This is a genomic window from Terriglobales bacterium (genome assembly GCA_035567895.1).
In the GTDB taxonomy this organism is placed as follows: Bacteria; Acidobacteriota; Terriglobia; order Terriglobales; family Acidobacteriaceae; genus Gp1-AA112.
The window spans coordinates 73,872-90,186 of record DATMPC010000013.1 but is presented as its reverse complement, the minus strand read 5'-3'; the positions used below and the strand labels follow the sequence as shown (position 1 = coordinate 90,186).

The 16,315-nt window shown below is 55.3% G+C and carries 9 protein-coding genes; 2 read left to right on the top strand and 7 right to left on the bottom strand.

Translation table 11 applies throughout. The annotated features are described in order from the left end of the window. Nucleotides 1-74 precede the first annotated feature (74 nt). The 6 genes from VNX88_04245 to VNX88_04220 all read right to left on the bottom strand — a co-directional run bounded on the left by VNX88_04245 (nt 75) and on the right by VNX88_04220 (nt 7,825). Nucleotides 75-1,763, bottom strand: a complete 1,689-nt coding sequence (locus VNX88_04245; protein HWY67850.1) for an AAA family ATPase — start codon at nt 1,761-1,763, stop codon at nt 75-77. Between the two features lie 880 nt (nt 1,764-2,643). Next, nucleotides 2,644-3,465 carry a hypothetical protein gene (locus VNX88_04240; protein HWY67849.1) on the bottom strand — a complete coding sequence of 274 codons (822 nt, stop codon included), beginning with the start codon at nt 3,463-3,465 and terminating at the stop codon, nt 2,644-2,646. Nucleotides 3,466-3,471: 6 nt separating this feature from the next. Beyond that, nucleotides 3,472-4,230 (bottom strand): PspA/IM30 family protein, encoded by a 759-nt coding sequence (locus tag VNX88_04235; protein ID HWY67848.1) that lies wholly within the window; start codon nt 4,228-4,230, stop codon nt 3,472-3,474. An 11-nt stretch (nt 4,231-4,241) separates the two neighbouring features. Continuing rightward, entirely contained in the window at nt 4,242-5,462 is a 1,221-nt protein-coding gene (locus VNX88_04230) for a substrate-binding domain-containing protein (protein ID HWY67847.1), read from the bottom strand. A 2-nt stretch (nt 5,463-5,464) separates the two neighbouring features. Continuing rightward, nucleotides 5,465-7,168 carry an extracellular solute-binding protein gene (locus tag VNX88_04225; protein ID HWY67846.1) on the bottom strand — a complete coding sequence of 568 codons (1,704 nt, stop codon included), beginning with the start codon at nt 7,166-7,168 and terminating at the stop codon, nt 5,465-5,467. A gap of 390 nt (nt 7,169-7,558) precedes the next feature. After that, entirely contained in the window at nt 7,559-7,825 is a 267-nt protein-coding gene (locus VNX88_04220) for a DJ-1/PfpI family protein (GenBank protein ID HWY67845.1), read from the bottom strand. A gap of 415 nt (nt 7,826-8,240) precedes the next feature. Between VNX88_04220 and VNX88_04215 the strand changes: the two genes are divergently transcribed. Next, nucleotides 8,241-9,725, top strand: coding sequence for a lipase maturation factor family protein (locus VNX88_04215; protein HWY67844.1), 1,485 nt, complete (start codon nt 8,241-8,243; stop codon nt 9,723-9,725). Between the two features lie 307 nt (nt 9,726-10,032). After that, nucleotides 10,033-11,772, top strand: a complete 1,740-nt coding sequence (locus VNX88_04210; protein HWY67843.1) for a hypothetical protein — start codon at nt 10,033-10,035, stop codon at nt 11,770-11,772. Nucleotides 11,773-12,285: 513 nt separating this feature from the next. On the opposite strand, the gene VNX88_04205 is transcribed toward VNX88_04210, so the two are convergent. Further along, nucleotides 12,286-15,855, bottom strand: a complete 3,570-nt coding sequence (locus tag VNX88_04205; GenBank protein HWY67842.1) for a carboxypeptidase regulatory-like domain-containing protein — start codon at nt 15,853-15,855, stop codon at nt 12,286-12,288. Nucleotides 15,856-16,315 lie beyond the last annotated feature (460 nt).

Below are 16,315 nucleotides of genomic sequence, written 5' to 3'. Positions count from 1 at the left end.
AAGATGATACGAGGGAATGCAGGCAGAGGCAAGACGGCAGCGGAGCCGCTGAATCCGTGCGGTTTGCGGCAGACCTACTTGATTCTGAAGCATTCCGGCACGAAATCCAGATCCGAGGCCTCGCGTGCAGCCAGGCGAATTTGCGTTTCCAGCACGTCGAGTGGAACCGGATTCTGATAGTCGGTGAGTGATTCGCGCACCGCTTCGACTACCGAACATCCTCCAGTCCGGGCCACCCTGTAGATCTTTACAGAGAGAGCCTCAGCTGCTCCCGGAGTGAGCAGAGTCGGCATGGAGGCCTCGAGCTGCTGAGCCTCCTCATCGGGAAGCTGAAGGTTCCGGCGCTTCAACAGAGCGCGCAACAGATCGAGAGACTCCCGCGGCGTAGTTGTCGGGAAGAGAGGAATCTTGGTATCGACACGGCCAGGCCGCTTCAGGTCCACTTCGATGAGGTCAGGACGGCTCGAAGCCAATACCCAAACGATCTTGCCACGATTGCTGGAGCTGCCCATCTCCTCCGCGATCATCGAATAAATCCGGCCTGAGAGTCCGGAGTCGTTCTGGCCGGCATCACGGCGGCCGAGTGCCTGATCGGCCTCGTCGATAAACACATAGCAGCGGCCGAGCGCCTGCAGCAGGCGGAAGATCTTTTCCAGATTGCCTTCGGTGCTTCCCACCCACTTGTCGCGAAAATTCTTCAGTTTCACAACGGGAACACCGGCTTCGCCCGCGAGGCACTCGACTAGATATGTCTTACCTGTGCCGACCGGACCACAGATGAGATATCCCTTTGGGAGCGCAGCGACGTCATTGTTCTGCCAAAGCTGGATGTCCTGCCGGAGCCACGTCTTTACTTTCTCGAGGCCGCTAACGTCTTCGAGGGTCCGCGCTGATTCGAGAAATTCGATCAATCCATTGCAATCTTTCTCGACGAGCTGTTTCTTCAAACGCACGAGACCGGCAGCATTGAGAGGCTCGGAGACGTGCTCGCTTCGCTTCAGGCTGCTTTCAATCGCGCCTAACGTTGTGCCAGAGAGCTGCGCCGCGAGAGCTTCGTATTTTCCTGAGTATTCCTTGAGAGAGCGAGGATAGGCCGATTGCCAGAGGCTCAGTGCGGTTTGCAGATCCTCGGCTGAAGGCAGCGCAATCTTGAGTTGCGTCGCCCGTGGATTGCCTGCAACCAACGGATGCAGGTCGTTCAGATTTTCCGCAATCAGGAATGAAGCGAGCGAGTGCGTGGTGAGGAGCGAGTCTGAGGCCCAATCGCGCAGCAACACGGCCATTGCATTCACATCAGGATCGTTGCCGCCTCCAAGCATGGGCGTAACCAAATCGGCACTGCGAACAATGACGGCAACCTGTGTTGACCCGCGATTCAGGCGGGCGAGGTTGGAAACATAGCGCAGATAGTGGGTAAGTTTCTCGATCGCCGGTCGAGGCGCAGACGGCAGGGACTGGGTCGGGCTCTGCTTGATCTCGGGCCAGCTACTAAAAACCTCGCCACCCTTCTCCACACGAATGCCATTGCCCACGTCGTAGCTGAGCACGACGTCGAAGCGCGCCAGAAGCACGCGAACCAGAAATTCGTTCAGCGACCCAATCCGGTAGCTGGTCTCGGTCGGAATCAGTTGCTGATCGTTGACGTTGCCGAAGAGGATGAACTGATTGGAAGCGTTGCTCTCATACAGATTGATCAGGTCGCGTGCCCAACTTGGCATTGCAGCCTTGGCGATCGTCGGCGGACTGGAGACTGGAGCACTCATTTTTTGAAATTCGCGACTCTTTCGCTTGGTCGCAACGAATCTCGGCTACCGACTATCTGCAAGCCATTTTTCGTTTACTCTTTAGTTAACCAACGCGCTAGTTACGCGTTTGGCAAAAATGCCTTTTTCGCCGAGATCCCAAGATTTAAAGGACTTAGAAAATCCGATCCCATCCTGATCCCAGACCTGTCCTGGGATATCCCTGAGGTATCCCCACACTCTTGGCTGGGATCATGATGGGATATCCCATCATTTCCGCTGGGATCGAGATGGGATCGCTGTTAGCTAATAAGTTAATGGGGGGATTTGCACTTGAACGTACGGCCTCTCGTGGAGTAAGACGTGCTGACGTCGACGGCGTGATTCGTCCCAATTTGGTATCCATGCACAGCATCGCTCTCCTTGATACCGCAGATGGCCGCCGATGGCAATCTTCATCCGTTGCTCTATGCTCTCGCCGAGACAATCGAATGAATGTCTTAGGAGCATTCCAAAAAATATTTTCGCAATCCGTCGTTCTAGACGACTCTGGTCTAGCCCGTTCAGAGTAATTCAATCTTTGCGGCCAACTTTGACGACCGACCATTGACGTCGAACTCTATAAACACTGTCATCCCTCAAGCCGCCACCAAGCGGCAAGGGCTTTGGTTGAAGCTAATGCGGCTTGGGGGATCTGCTGTCTGGTAGCTCAAGCAACAGCAGATCCCCCGCGCCGCAAAAACGAAGTTCTCTATGCGCAAGCTGCTGTTGCTGCAGCGCGAGGGATGACAGTTCCAAGAGGAACCACTTGGGCGCCGACAATGCGGACTGCTCGGCAGTCTTGACGCAACAATCGTTGCGTAACGTTCGGCTCTTTGACCATTTACGATCCTCAGTTGCCTCATTGCTCCGTCACCCGCCGCCGCGAATGTGCTGAAGATCCATTTGGACGAACTTCTGCGAGATCGTCGCCGAGCAAGCCACCGCTGACCAGATCGCTGGCGAGTTCAATGTCAGCCGAGATTGTTTGCGGCTTGCTTTGCATGCCCGCATTTTCACGAACCAAATCGACTTGCGCTTCGATTCGCGTAAGGTCGCTGTCGATCTCTTCTAGGGTCTCTGCCTTGCGAGCAAGGTTGTTTAATCGTTTCTTCAGAATATTGAGCGTTGCCGTCTTCGAGTCATGAACGCCGGGCGAATCGTCTGAATCCTTCAGATCGGCTTCGAGGTTCACGATCTGCGCCTTTAGCCCCTGCTCGGCGTCGGGCGAATCTAGCTCTACCAAGTGCTGGCGTGCCACCAGCAGCTTCAGGTAGGTACGCTGCAGCTTCTTCAAGGCCTCGCGATTCGTTTCAATCGTGAACTCGAATTCGTCCGACTGAAGATTTCGATACATCTGCAATGTCTGCTCGCACTTGGCTTGGAGCTTCGTGAGACGGGCTTTCGAATCAGCAGGAAGTACTTTCAGCAAGGCTGCGCTCTCGGCCGCAACCTGATCGTCGCTGCGCTTGAACGACGTTGCGTCTACCCAGTTCTGGAACCGCTTATTGAAAGCAAGTGAAGAGATAACCGCAGTTTCAATGCCGAGTCCCAGCAGCCAGATGGCGTGTTCCCCAAAACCCAGAACGCCGATGCCGCAGGCAGCAAGCGCGTTTAGAGGGATTCGCCCCAACCCGGGAACGTCGATTCCAACCAGAAATGCGGATTTGACATAGCGCCACACAGAGAACTACGCGGACTCCGTGCTGCCCGGTCCCATGGTCTTCACCGGAGCTGCAGTGCTGGAGGAAGCCGCGCCCTGAGCAGGTTCAAGCGCAATGCCTTCTTTCGCCGCGAAGTCTGCGAGCGCCTGATCGGCCAAGGCCTGCTGCTCGGATTCTTTTATGTGTACCTGAGTCGTGTCCATGCTGTCGCGAGCCACTCGCAGGCGTCCTGCCGCCTTTTCCCGCTCTTCCTCCACCATCTCATGCAGACGGTCGAGGGTCTCTCCGGCGCCGCCGATCTGCGTAACCATGCCAGTGGCCATCTCGGTAACTTCGGCGAGAGCACGCTTCATCTTCATATCGTCGATCGACGACTTGAGTGACTCAATCTTGTTGCGGGCTGTGCTCACAGCGACATCGCGCGCCCGCACCAGTTCCTTATAAGTAGTCTCTGCTTGCCCAAGCTGTTTGCGATTTTCGTCGAGCTCGCGTTCCACGGTCTGCAGCCGCAACGCAAGCTCGCCCGCTACCTGTCGGTTGCCGGCGCGGAGATTCGCGGTGGTACGGGCGCGCAGGTCGCGCTGATCGGTTTCGAGCTTGCGCACCTGCGTCATCAGGCGCTCGCACATGCCGGCGTGTGAGGCGAGACCGGTGTTGTATGTGCCGATCTGCCTACGAAGGTTTTCTTTCTCGACCTCGAGCAAGGCTTCGGGGTTCTGGCGCTCGAGGCCGGAGACAAAGAGAGAAAGGAAACCGCGAAACAAGTTCGAGATGCGTCGGAACATGCAATGCCTCCCTAGCGATTGCTCTGACTGCGCTGCCAACTTGCAAGCAGATTATTCACTACTTCCGCCTTTGGCGGCTCACAAACATTTCCAATATCGAGCTGCACGCCATATTGCTGGAACGTGGTGAACGGGCTGTCCGGAGTGCGTACGGCTACATTCGTATTGGCCGGCCGGAAGCCATGTTTCAGGGACTCACGCTGGACCGGCTCGCTCAGCAGGAAGTCGAGGAAGGTTTGCGCGGCTTTGCGCTGCTCCGGCGTACTCCACGACGCGTCAAGAATGTAGTACGGATTGTCATTCCATGCGTTGTATTGCGGATAAGTCACGCGAATGCTGCCCCAGCGGCCCTCCGCATTCTTCAGATAATCGATGGCAACGCTCTCATAAACAAACAGCGCGTCATAGGACGAAGGTCCCTTCAATACCATCTCGCGCATCATGTTTCCCGTGCTGTTTGACATGCCGGTTACGCCACGTTCCAGCTCTGCAAGCCAGTTTTGGAACTTCACATCGACTACGTCACTCAGCGTGAGGCCGCGTGTTTTCTGATCAAAGGTGTAGGCGGCCAGCACGATGGTCATCAGTCCGGAGTTCGACTCATTGGGATTGGTATGGCCAAATTTGAAGAGTCCCCACTCCGGCTTGCCTGCGATTGCTGCCCAGCCCCCTTTTTCGTTGAGGGCCTTTTGAATGCTGTCGAGATCGGGCTTAGGATACTTCTTGATGAAGGCCTGATAGCGCTCGTCCCACCAGACGAATACCATCGGGCTCAGCGCAAGCTGTTCTTCCTTCAGAATGGGATTTCCGCCGTTCTTTACCTGCCAATCCTGCACGAAGGCATCTTTGTAAAGTGCGCTCGCCGGTGACCATGCATTGATCCGCTGATCGCCGTTCAAAATGGCGTGCGCGCCTTCCAGCGATCCCATGGGGATCAAGTTCACTGTAATGTTCTTGCCTTGCTTGCTCTTGTTGAACTCCTGGACTGCCCATTCCAGCCAATTCTTCTTCTCCGTACCATAAGCGACACCGATGGTGACGCTGTTTCCCGAAAAGAGACCGCCCGATGACGAGGAAGTACTTTGCTGTGCGCCCCCTTTGTTTCCGGAACGCTGAGAAGAGAAGAGGTAGTAAGCGCCATAAGCGCATGCCGCCACGAACAGGATGATGAACAGTTTGCCTAGTCCTGTGAGCTTCGGTGGTTCCGACGAATATGGAGGTGTGGTTGCCATATTTAGAAGAAGGTCGAGATCTCCCGGAAGACTTCTACGATGTTCTTCGGCGTGCCTTCATACATGCGCGCCTGAGTGGCTTCAGAGATCTTTTGCAGCACATCCCTGCGCGCGTCCTTGCCATAGGCAATGCTGAAGATGCTGATGGGACGCTGCTCAGAATTCTGTTGAAGATGTTGCAACAGATCTTCGAGCTTCTCTTGACTCTCGGTGTCAGCGCCATCGGTTAGAACCACCACGGCACGAATATGGTCGTTCCCTGAGCCCTTGTCCAGCAGATGCTTGTACGCCGCGTCGATCGAGTCGTAAAGCGCAGTTCCACCGTCGGCGAACAAGGACGAGACTGTATCGGTTGCGTGCTGGCGTTCGGTTTTCACGGGAAGGTCCTGGAACGCCCAATTCATACGCGTGCTGAAGGGAAGTAAGGAGAAGGTATCGGAATCGTCGAGCATGGAAACGAGCTGCTTGGCGCCTTCGCGGGCATTCTGCATCTTCTGGTCTTCGTTCATGCTGCCCGAAGTATCGAGCACCAGTACCACATCGGCATTCTTCTTATCTTGCTTCCAGGTCTGCAGAATCGCATGAATCACCTCGGCCGATGGAACTTCCAAGGTGGTCTTCGGCTCCTTGGGATCAACACCATGAGCCGCGTCGATAGGCGAAGCAAGGGGTATGTCGACGGCGCCCGGACGAAATCCATACGTCATGGCGCGCTCCTGCTGCGGCCGGGCAAGCAAGTACTTTGTGTAAATCTGGGCAGCTTCCTTGTGGGCCGGAGTTACCCACTCACGGTTCACAACTCCGATGGGATGATCGCTCCAGAAAGTTCCCTCTTTTGGATAAATGGCCACTACCGGAAATTGAAGATTCTTACCGTACGACTCGATGACCATGCTCTCGTAAAGCACCGCCGCCGAAAGATACTGAGGACCGGCGGCGAACATCTTGCGTCCAAAGAATCCGGTGGAGCTGCCATAGTGCACGACTGAATGCTCGACGCCGCGGACAAAATCGGCGGTCCGCGCACTTTGCACATCATTGAGCGTAAGCCCGGCAGTCTTCTTGTTCGCCGCGTACACTTCGGCGATCACGGAGATCAATCCGCTATTGCTGTACTCCGGATGTGTGTGCCCGAACTTGAAGCTTCCCCATTGCGGAAACCCATATTGGGCCCAGCCGCGATCGCTGCGGGCCAGCGCCAGAATGTCGGTCCATCCGATGGGCTTCTTGCCATAGCCGATCGCCTCGGCCATCGGCTTCCACATGGCGATCACCACCGGCGAAAGCACCAGATTCTCGGTCGAGCCCACGAGGTCCTGACCGGTCTTGGCTCGCGACTCGGCATTTCCTAAGGTGATGAATGCGCCCGAGGCTGGGCTGGTGATGTGCGCCTTCGTGGCGCCACTCAGGATGTCCTCAATGGATTCGCCCGAGCCCATGGGAATCGCACGCACGAAGATGCGCTGCCCGCTGGCGGTCTTGTTGCCGGAGCGATTGAAGGAATCGGTTACGTCCTTGATCCAATTCTCCTTCTCCGATCCGTAGGTAAAGACCAGCTCGAGTGATCCGGAAGGCGCGGCATTTTCCGCCTGATAAGAAGAAGTAGAGCTGCTTCGTTTGCATCCTGTCTGGGGGAGTGATGCAACAAGTAAGCTGAACAGCACGCAGACACAGCGTGCAGACAACGAGCCCCGGGTGCGCAACATAGACTCGCTTTCCTTCGGAAATCCGCGTCCAGGGATGGTGCGAGGCGCGGAACCTCCGAAAACCACTCAACACTGGCCTATACGAGAAAAAGCCGTGATCTGTTGCACTCAAGCTAAGCAGGGGATTGTTACAGGCTGATGAAGCGGCGTAAGTGTTTGAGGAATTGCCGGTTGGCGAGGCAGATGCCCAAACGGTTCGCTTCCCGTGACGCTATCGATTCATTCCTGACCGAGCCTTTGCGCAATGAACGACCCTTATGCGAGGAATTGACCAAACGGAGAGGCACTGTATCCCTTCAGCGCCTTGGGTTTCCTGGAAGGCTTATCCCGCCTTGGCCATATCGCCGTGTTGAGCTGGGGCTTTCTGCCTCAGAATGCGCACAAACTCTCTCATCCACGCAGGATGATCGGCCAGGCCCGGGCGGAAACCATCGCACCATCTATCACGGCTTCGGCATCGACGAACGTCCCGCCTGCAGCTTTCACGTCGGGTTCCAGAGCCGGATACGCTGCTGTTCGTCTGCCTTTGAGTACGCCTGTTGCGGCTAAGACCAGCGGGGCATGGCAGAGTTGAGCTACCGGTTTCTCGCGATCGAAGAAGTGCCGCACGATGCGCACGCAATGCGGGTTGTTGCGGATGTACTCCGGGGCGCCCACCGGGTATTACGAGAGCCACGTAGTTGGCTGGATCAACGTCAGCGAAGGAAATGTCGGCATTCCAACTGTAGCCCGGCTTTTCTGTGTAAGTGTCGAAACCAGGCTCAAAATCGTGCACCACAAAGTGCAGCTTCTTCTTCGTGGGAGCCGCGATGTGAACTTCGTATCCCTCTTCTTGCAATCTCTGATAGGGATACATCACTTCCAGCGACTCTGCGGCATCACCAGTGAGGATTAGAACTTTGGGAGTAGACATGAGGCACCTCGTTTGCTAATTCTTCCACATTTCGGGACGAGGCGAACACGAAGGGCACGAAGGACACGAAGGACACGAAGGAGAAGGCGAAGGTCACAATGATTTCTTTGTGACCTTGATTTTTCCTCGTGACCTTCGTGTTCGCCTCGCTGGGTTCCCATGAATGTCAGTATTCCAAGTTGGCTACAGCCTGGCGATTATTGGCTGGCGCGATGGGCGCTTGAGAGAGCTGTGGGGGCGTTGTTTCTCATCGCTTTTCTCAACGCCGTCAACCAATTCCGTCCGCTGTTGGGAGAACGCGGCTTAATGCCGGTGCCGCTGTTTGTGCGAGAGGTCTCGTTCCGGGAATCGCCGAGCTTGTTCTCCTTCTTTCCCAACGATCGGGCATTTGCTATTTGTGCCTGGTCGGGGGTACTGCTGTCAGCCATCATCGTCACCGGTTTCGTCGATCAATATTCGTGGCCTCTGCTGGCGATCTGGGCTGTGCTTTGGGTGCTGTATCTCTCGTTCGTGAATGTCGGACAAATCTTTTACGGATTTGGCTGGGAATCGATTCTTCTGGAAGCGGGAGTCTATGCTGCCTTCCTGGACGGCTCAAGAACAAATAGCCAAGTAGCGGTGATGTGGCTATTCCGTTGGTTGCTATTTCGCGTGATGTTCGGCGCCGGTCTCATCAAATTGCGCGGTGACCCGTGCTGGCGCGACCTTACCTGCCTCGATTACCACTACGAGACGCAGCCGATCCCGAATCCGCTGAGCTGGTTCTTTCATCACGGGCCGGAATGGTCGAAGAAGGGAGGAGTGCTCTTCAATCACTTTGCTGAGCTGATCGTTCCCTTTGGATACTTTCTGCCACAGCCTGTGGCCAGCATCGCGGGAGCACTGACCATAATCTTTCAGCTCCTCATCTTCGCCAGCGGCAATCTCTCGTGGCTGAACGCGCTTACTCTCGTGTTGGCTTTCAGCTGTTTTGACGATCAGACGCTCGCTCGGTTGCTGGGCACGCACGCTCCGCTAACGCACGCCGCGGATCCGATATTCCGGAGCGTTACCGCGGCCATTTTCTTGCTTGTCGTCGTGCTGAGTGTTAAGCCGGTAAAGAATCTCTTCTCGCGCCGGCAGATCATGAACACCGTCTATAACCGCTTTCACTTTGTCGGAACTTATGGCGCGTTTGGAGGAATTACCCGGGAGCGCTATGAGATCGTGATCGAAGGAACCGACGAGACCGTGATCACGGCATCGACCAAGTGGCGCGAATATGAGTTCAAGGGTAAGCCTGGCGATCCCACACGCCTGCCACCACAGATCGCGCCTTATCATTTGCGTCTGGACTGGCTCATGTGGTTTGCCGCCATGGGCTCGTATCAGAGGCATCCCTGGTTCATTCACCTGGTGGCAAAGCTACTTCAGGGAGACAAACCAGTGATCTCGCTGCTAAAGCGGAATCCATTCCCGGGTGCGCCTCCACGCTATGTCCGTGCACAGCTATACCTGTATCGATTTGCATCGTGGCAGGAGAGAAGAAGGATGGGGCTCTGGTGGACAAGGGAATCAGCCGGAAGCTACTTTCCGACGGTATCGCTCCAGAGTCCCGCATTGCGCATGCTGTTGCAGCAGATGCGATGGGTGGAGCTGGACTGAAGTTGACTAAAGCTGAACTCGAAGACTCGAGATGAAACCCAACTACTCACGCAGATGAACGCGGATTTTAGGGATTGACGCAGATTTTACGGTCGGCGACTCCAAGTCAATTCTCGTTCTGCAATCACTAATCAATCAGCGTTTATCCGCTAATCAGCGTTCATCTGCGTGAGTAGTTGGGTTTTTGGGCACAGAGTTCGTTGCTGAAACCTGAGACGCAAATCCGCAGGGGAGGGTGACAAGGCGTCATTGAAGCAGGTGATGCGCCCCTCCCAATACAATGCTCCTTCACCAAGGGAGCGTGCTGATGAATTCTGTTCGGAGATCTCGGGCTACAGCGGTTGGTTGGGTAGTTGGCGTTGTACTCGCGTGCGGTGCACCAGGGCAATTCGCCTTCGGTCAGAGCTCGACTAGTGCGAGCAAGCTCCGCTTTGAGATCGGCTTTCCGGCGAGCCTGAGCAGCAAGCCTCTCGACGGTCACGTCATGCTCGGGATCACGAAGGACGAGAAGCCAGAGCCACGTTATCAGCTTCGAGAAGAGGAGGCCGAGAGTGCGCAGTTCTTCGGGCTCGATGTGGATGCGCTTGCTCCGGGTACGAGTGCGACCATCGATTCCTCTACTCTCGGTTATCCGCTGGTCAACCTCGATGGGCTCCCTGCGGGTGACTACTACGTTCAGGCTGTGCTCAACATCTACGAGACCTTCCATCGCTCTGACGGGCACACGGTGAAATTGCCTCCGGATATGGGAGAAGGCCAGCAATGGTTTGAGAAACCTGGGAACCTTCTTAGCAAGCCCCAGAAGCTGCACATCGATCCATCGAGTGGCGGTGTCGTTCGCATTGCGCTTTCTGAGAAAATTCCGCCGATTGAGCCGCCGGCGGACACGCGGTATATCAAGCATTTCCGCATGCAAAGCAAGCTGCTAAGCGATTTTTGGGGCCGGCCGATGTATCTGGGAGCAATCGTCGTTTTACCTGAAGGCTTCGATCAGCATCCGAATGTTCACTACCCGCTACTGATCGATCAAGGACACTTCCCGGCCGATTTTCGCGGCTTCCGCACCGAACCGCCAACTCCGGACCTGAAAGATAGAGCACGGAAGCGCGCTGAATTGCAGTACAAGCTCTACCAGGATTGGACCGCAGGCCGTCTACCCAAAATGCTGTTGTTACAGATTCAACATGCGAATCCCTACTACGACGATTCCTACGCGGTGAATTCGGCGAATGTGGGCCCCTATGGCGATGCGGTCCTCAAAGAGCTCATTCCCGAAGTGGAAAAACACTTTCGAGGGATCGGGCAGCCGTGGGCACGCGCGCTGACTGGTGGATCGACTGGCGGGTGGGAGGCGATCGCCGATCAAGTCTTCTATCCCGATGACTTCAACGGCGCCTGGGGATTCTGTCCCGATCCCATCGACTTTCGGGCTTATCAGATCGTGAACATCTACGAAGACAAGAATGCCTTCTGGAGACAGGGCCCGTTCGGTCGCGTGCCACGTCCGGAGATGCGGGAGCCGGACGGCAGTCTAAAAGCCGTAATGGAGCCCGCAGTTCGCCGCGAAGAGGTCATGGGGACGCACGGCCGGTCGACTGAACAATTCGGAATATGGCAGGCCGTGTTCAGTCCGGTAGGCCCAGATGGATATCCAAAGCCGATCTGGGATCCCAAAACAGGAGAGATTGATTCTTCAGTCGCAAACTACTGGAAAGAGCATTACGACCTGAATCACATCATGCAGCGTGACTGGTCTACATTAGGCCCGAAGCTCGTAGGCAAACTGCATATTACGGTTGGCGACATGGACACTTGGTATCTCAACAATGCTGTCCACTTGGCGCAGGACTTTCTCGACAGTCCGAAGAACCCATACAAAGTGGCGACCTTCGAATACGGTTATCGCCAGCCACACTGCTATGCAGGCGGCGGAAACATCAGCGCAAGTGAGTCGACGGCAACGATGTACCAGCGAATCATGCCGCAGGTCGCGCAGCACATGAAGGAGACGGCTCCGAAGGGAGCGGACATGAGCTGGGAGTATTGAAGAGCGAAGGGATCGAGACGCAGGCTGCGGTCCGAACTAGCTTGACCTCGTTCCAATGATTTTGATGGGAACGGCTGCAAAGTCTGGAACAGTGAAATTAACAGTGAATTTTTGCGAACTAACACAATTGTTATCGGATTTTCCCCATAACTTGCGAATTTGGGTTTTAGGAACAGCGAAAAACAGTGAATTATCAGTGAATTTTTTCCCTATAGGTTCTTGACGGTACGCGACGCGACCTTTTTCCAGGAGACGGAAAAGTAATCGGCTCTTCTTAGGGCTCCAACTAGCGGAAACTTCACGGTCACTGAGGATCTGTCCGCCGGGCCGACTCGAACTCCAGCCGATGCGGGAGTTCTGCTCAATTTGGCAACGCCCCTCCATGCTGTGAAGCCCGAAGTTGGTCTGCACTTCAGCGACACAGCCCCTGCAACATGGTGGTAACAATCAACACAAAATAAAACCGCCAGCCCGAAGGCCGGCGGTCGAGTTCGCTTAACGGTGATCTGAGCTTTAGAAGGTCAGCTTCAGGCCGTACTCCAATTGACGCGGAGAACCGGCAGCATTCACGCCAGTTCCGAGCCCTATTCTGACCGAATCACGCCCGCCGGGCAGTCCAGGTTTATCTGCCGTCGTGCCGTTGATGTTTCCCGCAGAGCCATTCAGCACGCTTCCGAGCGTATGCCCGGGAGCATTGAAGTTGGCAAAGTTGAACGCATTGTAGAAGCCAATGGACGGCTCCAGCGAAATGTTCTCTCGTATTTTGATGGGATATGCCAGCTTGAGATCGATGGTCTTCAGCCAGGTAAGTCCCATTTCTCCCGCAGGCGCAGTTGGAATGCTGTCCATCACCGCGCCGAGTGCCACGAGCTGCGCCTGAGTAAACAGACCTGCACTGACAAGCGCCTGACCTGCTGGCGACACCGTGCCCGCCACAGTCTTGTTGTAATTGTTAATCACACTGTTGATACTGCCGGGACTCACGCTTCGGTTGAACGCTCCCAGGTTTGTTTGTGGGAGGAGATGACTGATGTTGGCTCCGTCTCCAACGGGATCGCTGAAGAAGATCTCTCCAGAACGTCCCTGATTCTCAATCCTCATGTCTTGAGCCAGCGGCGAGAAGAAATGAGAACCGAAGCTAAGCATAGGACCATGAGTAATTTGGAAGCTGCCGCCAAACGAGATCTGGTTAGTGCGATCGAGCGAGTTCGGGCCCATATGAGCCGTGGGATTGCGAAAATCATCCGCCTCGGGAATGAAGTCCTGGTCTGCAGCCATGCTGACAAATCTCGAAAGCGCATAAGAGATTTGATAGCTCGCCGCACTTATACCGCGCAGCGGATTTCCCTTGTTCCCCACCAGCTTGACTTGCAGTCCGTTGTACTCGGACCGGCCGATTGGAAACAGCATATTGTTCTCGCCCACTAACGGATTGATCCCTGGGAACGCTGCCCCGGTATTCGGATCCAATCCGTTGAAAGACGCTGGGGTTCCGAAAAGGAAAGTGTTTCCTGAATCGAGACCGTTGCCGGCGAAAGTGTCGATGGTGGCTCCGGCTGCGATAGCACAGTTAATGGCAGCAGCATTCGTACCGCTGCAGCCGGTGAAACTGCTGGTGGTTGCTGCAATCGCATTCAGAGCCGCCGTCTTATTCAGGAACCGCGCATCTCCGACGTGATTGGTGTCATACGAGATCAGGTAATGCTCGCCGATGTTCCGAATGAAATCGGCACTCAAAACGAGACCGGGAGCCAGCTCGCGTTGGATTCCGATATTCATCTGAATGGAGCGCGGCGTCCGGTAATTGGGCGCAATGAAACCGTTTCCAGTGGAGTTCGGTCCATTGGCTAGAACATTGCCCAAGAAGTTCAGGTTGGCTTGCGGTCCGGCGGTCTTGGTCGCAGATATGAACGTACTCTCCAGCGCCGCGACCAGCGGAAGAACAGATCCGACGCGCTGTCCGCAGATACCGGTAGCTATGTCCACTCCATTGACACTTGTGACGGAGTTGCCACCAGGCAAGGCAAGGACGCCGCTGGGGCAGGGGCTGTCAGTGCCGAAGAACAATCCTTTCTGCAGGCGGCTGGGACGATCGAAGAGAATGTTGTTGAAGACGGCGTTTTCCCAATAGAGGCCAGTGCCGCCGCGAATGACTGTCTTACCAGAGCTGCCGAGGCTGTAGGCAAAGCCGAACTGCGGACCAAAGTTAGAATTCGGCTGGCGCACGCGCCCGCCGAGTCCCGTTTGCCCAAATTGGTCCAAGATGAAGGCCTTTCCAGTGCACGGAACCAGCCCGTTGAACAATGTTGGATCGATCTGATCACAGGTCATAGGCGGCAGGTCGCTGTCTTGCCGTCCGGTGTCCCGCGAGTAGCGTATTCCGTAGGTCAGGGTGAGGTTTGGTCTGACCTTCCAGCTATCTCCCATGTAGATGCCGAGCCGGTCATCATACTGTCCACCAGCGGGATAACTGAACTGAGGGATCTCTGTGAAAAATCCCTGGCCGTTGCCGACCAGAATTGACGAAATTTTGTAGTTCAGCGGATTTCCCGCTCCGCCAGGGAACGGTCCTGTTGCCGCGTCGGCTTGCGCGGACAACGAATTCCTTGTTCTCGCTTCTGGGGCAAGCCCGTAGAATGCCGCGAATCCGCCGCCGAGAATCTTATTGAAGCTCATTCCATAACGAAGAATATGGGCGCCGAGAATTTTGCTTCCGTCGTACTTAATCTGCTTGTTCGATTGGAAGGTCGCTTGAGGGGCAAGTCGCGAAGGTCCGAAACGAGTGACCACGCCCGCAGGTCCGATGCGAATAGCGACAGGTACATTTCCGGCCGGATTGAAGACGCCTGGGTTGCCGAGAACCGAATCTGCAATGTGGTTCTGGAACTTCAGGTAGCCGAAGCGGATGCTATGCGTGAAAGTTCCCGTGTTGAAATCGAGTCCCACACCGTGAGCGGGAGTGTTATCGCGATTGGCAAAGGGCTGGTATGTCGCACCGAACGCGCTGACGTCGCTGTTTGTGTGGTACGTGAAGCGGTAAAAGAGATGCATGTCGGGCCTGATTTGCCAATCCAGTTTGCCCAGTGATGTGCTGTCACTAAATTTGGCGGGATAACCCGATGGCAAGCTCTGAAATGGCGGCGGCGGACTTAACGGCGTCAGAAATGGCTGGCGGATATGTTCGACGTTCCCAAAGAAGAACAGCTTGTCCTTAATGATCGGTCCGCCGAGGCTGCCACCCATCTGATTTCTCTGGAGTGGAGTGTCCTGTCCTCCCGGGAAATTCGCGATGCCCGCGCGTTTGTCGCGGAAGAGATAAAACCCCTGGCCATGGACATGATTCGTGCCAGACTTCGTAACTACATTTACAGCACCTGAGGATGTCAGTTCCGTGGACAAATCCAAAGTCGACTGACTGAGTTGAAACTCCTTAATAGCGCCGGCAGAGATGTTTTGCGTGGTCGTACCGACAGTCTCATCGCTGATATCGATACCGTCGAGCGTGATGCGAGCAGTGCGGCCATAACGTCCTCCGAACGACACGGACGAAAAACCGTTCTTCGTGGGATCGAAATTGCCTCCGTCCTGAATCTGCACGCCGGGCTCGAGCTGCGCCAAATCAAGAAAGTTCCGTCCGTTAAACGGAAGATTCTCAATTTGTTCCGTCGTTAAGACGCCTTGCACCGTAGGCTGCTCGGTGTTAACAGCAACACTGGTCGCCTGCACTTCGATGATTTGCGACTCTTGCCCCACTTTCGCGGTGAAGTTCCCGGAGGCAATCTCTCCGACCTGCACCTTCACGGGCGATTCAATCGTCGCAAAGCCCTTGCTCTCCACGCGTACCGTGTAGACGCCTGGCGCTAAAGGTCCGGAAACGTACGCGCCCCTGGAGTTTGTGGTTAAGACGAGCGACTGTCCGGAATCCTGACTGGTGATCGTGACCTTGGCCCCGGTAACTACAGCACCAGTAGGGTCGGTGACAGTTCCTTGAATGCTTCCTGTTGATATTTGTGCTAGCAGTGCGGAGCAGCACAACAAGAGCAGCCCCAAAAAAAGAACGCGTGTGAACAGCTTGGACGTCATTTGGCCTCCTAGTCGTCCCTGCGAATGGATGGACTGAGCGGCTCGGGACGCTGCGAAGCGGCTATGTCTGAGCTGCTCAGAAAACAAACCAGCAAAGTTCTGGTGCAGGACCCTCCCGGGTTTAGGCCGGGGTAATACGGGATCAGAACACGATTTAGCGTGACAAAATGCGCCAGCAAGATTCGAACAGAATGAGGGAACTTGTCAAGAAAGTTGGTGACTTGCACACGTGCTTTTGGTGGAGTCTCGTGAAGGAACAAGCGTAGCCGATCTATGGCTGAACCTTGGCGGCTCGTTCCCTTTTTGAAAGTTCAAACTGTTCGAAATGGAAGAGCTATGCCTGTGGCGGTTTTTCACAGGCAGCTTCTGTTGTGATGAAATCGCTGTAAGTCTTTGATTATTCAACATGTTGTGCTCGTTCACTTTTCTGCCCTCGTGGCTTGAAAAAATGTGTTCGAAG

Excerpts from the sequence above, each read along its gene's own strand:
- VNX88_04245 (HWY67850.1), bottom strand. The coding sequence starts at position 1,763 with ATGAGTGCTCCAGTCTCCAGTCCGCCGACGATCGCCAAGGCTGCAATG.
- VNX88_04205 (HWY67842.1), bottom strand. The coding sequence starts at position 15,855 with ATGACGTCCAAGCTGTTCACACGCGTTCTTTTTTTGGGGCTGCTCTTG.
- VNX88_04225 (HWY67846.1), bottom strand. The coding sequence starts at position 7,168 with ATGTTGCGCACCCGGGGCTCGTTGTCTGCACGCTGTGTCTGCGTGCTG.
- VNX88_04210 (HWY67843.1), top strand. The coding sequence starts at position 10,033 with ATGAATTCTGTTCGGAGATCTCGGGCTACAGCGGTTGGTTGGGTAGTT.
- VNX88_04235 (HWY67848.1), bottom strand. The coding sequence starts at position 4,230 with ATGTTCCGACGCATCTCGAACTTGTTTCGCGGTTTCCTTTCTCTCTTT.
- VNX88_04230 (HWY67847.1), bottom strand. The coding sequence starts at position 5,462 with ATGGCAACCACACCTCCATATTCGTCGGAACCACCGAAGCTCACAGGA.
- VNX88_04215 (HWY67844.1), top strand. The coding sequence starts at position 8,241 with ATGAATGTCAGTATTCCAAGTTGGCTACAGCCTGGCGATTATTGGCTG.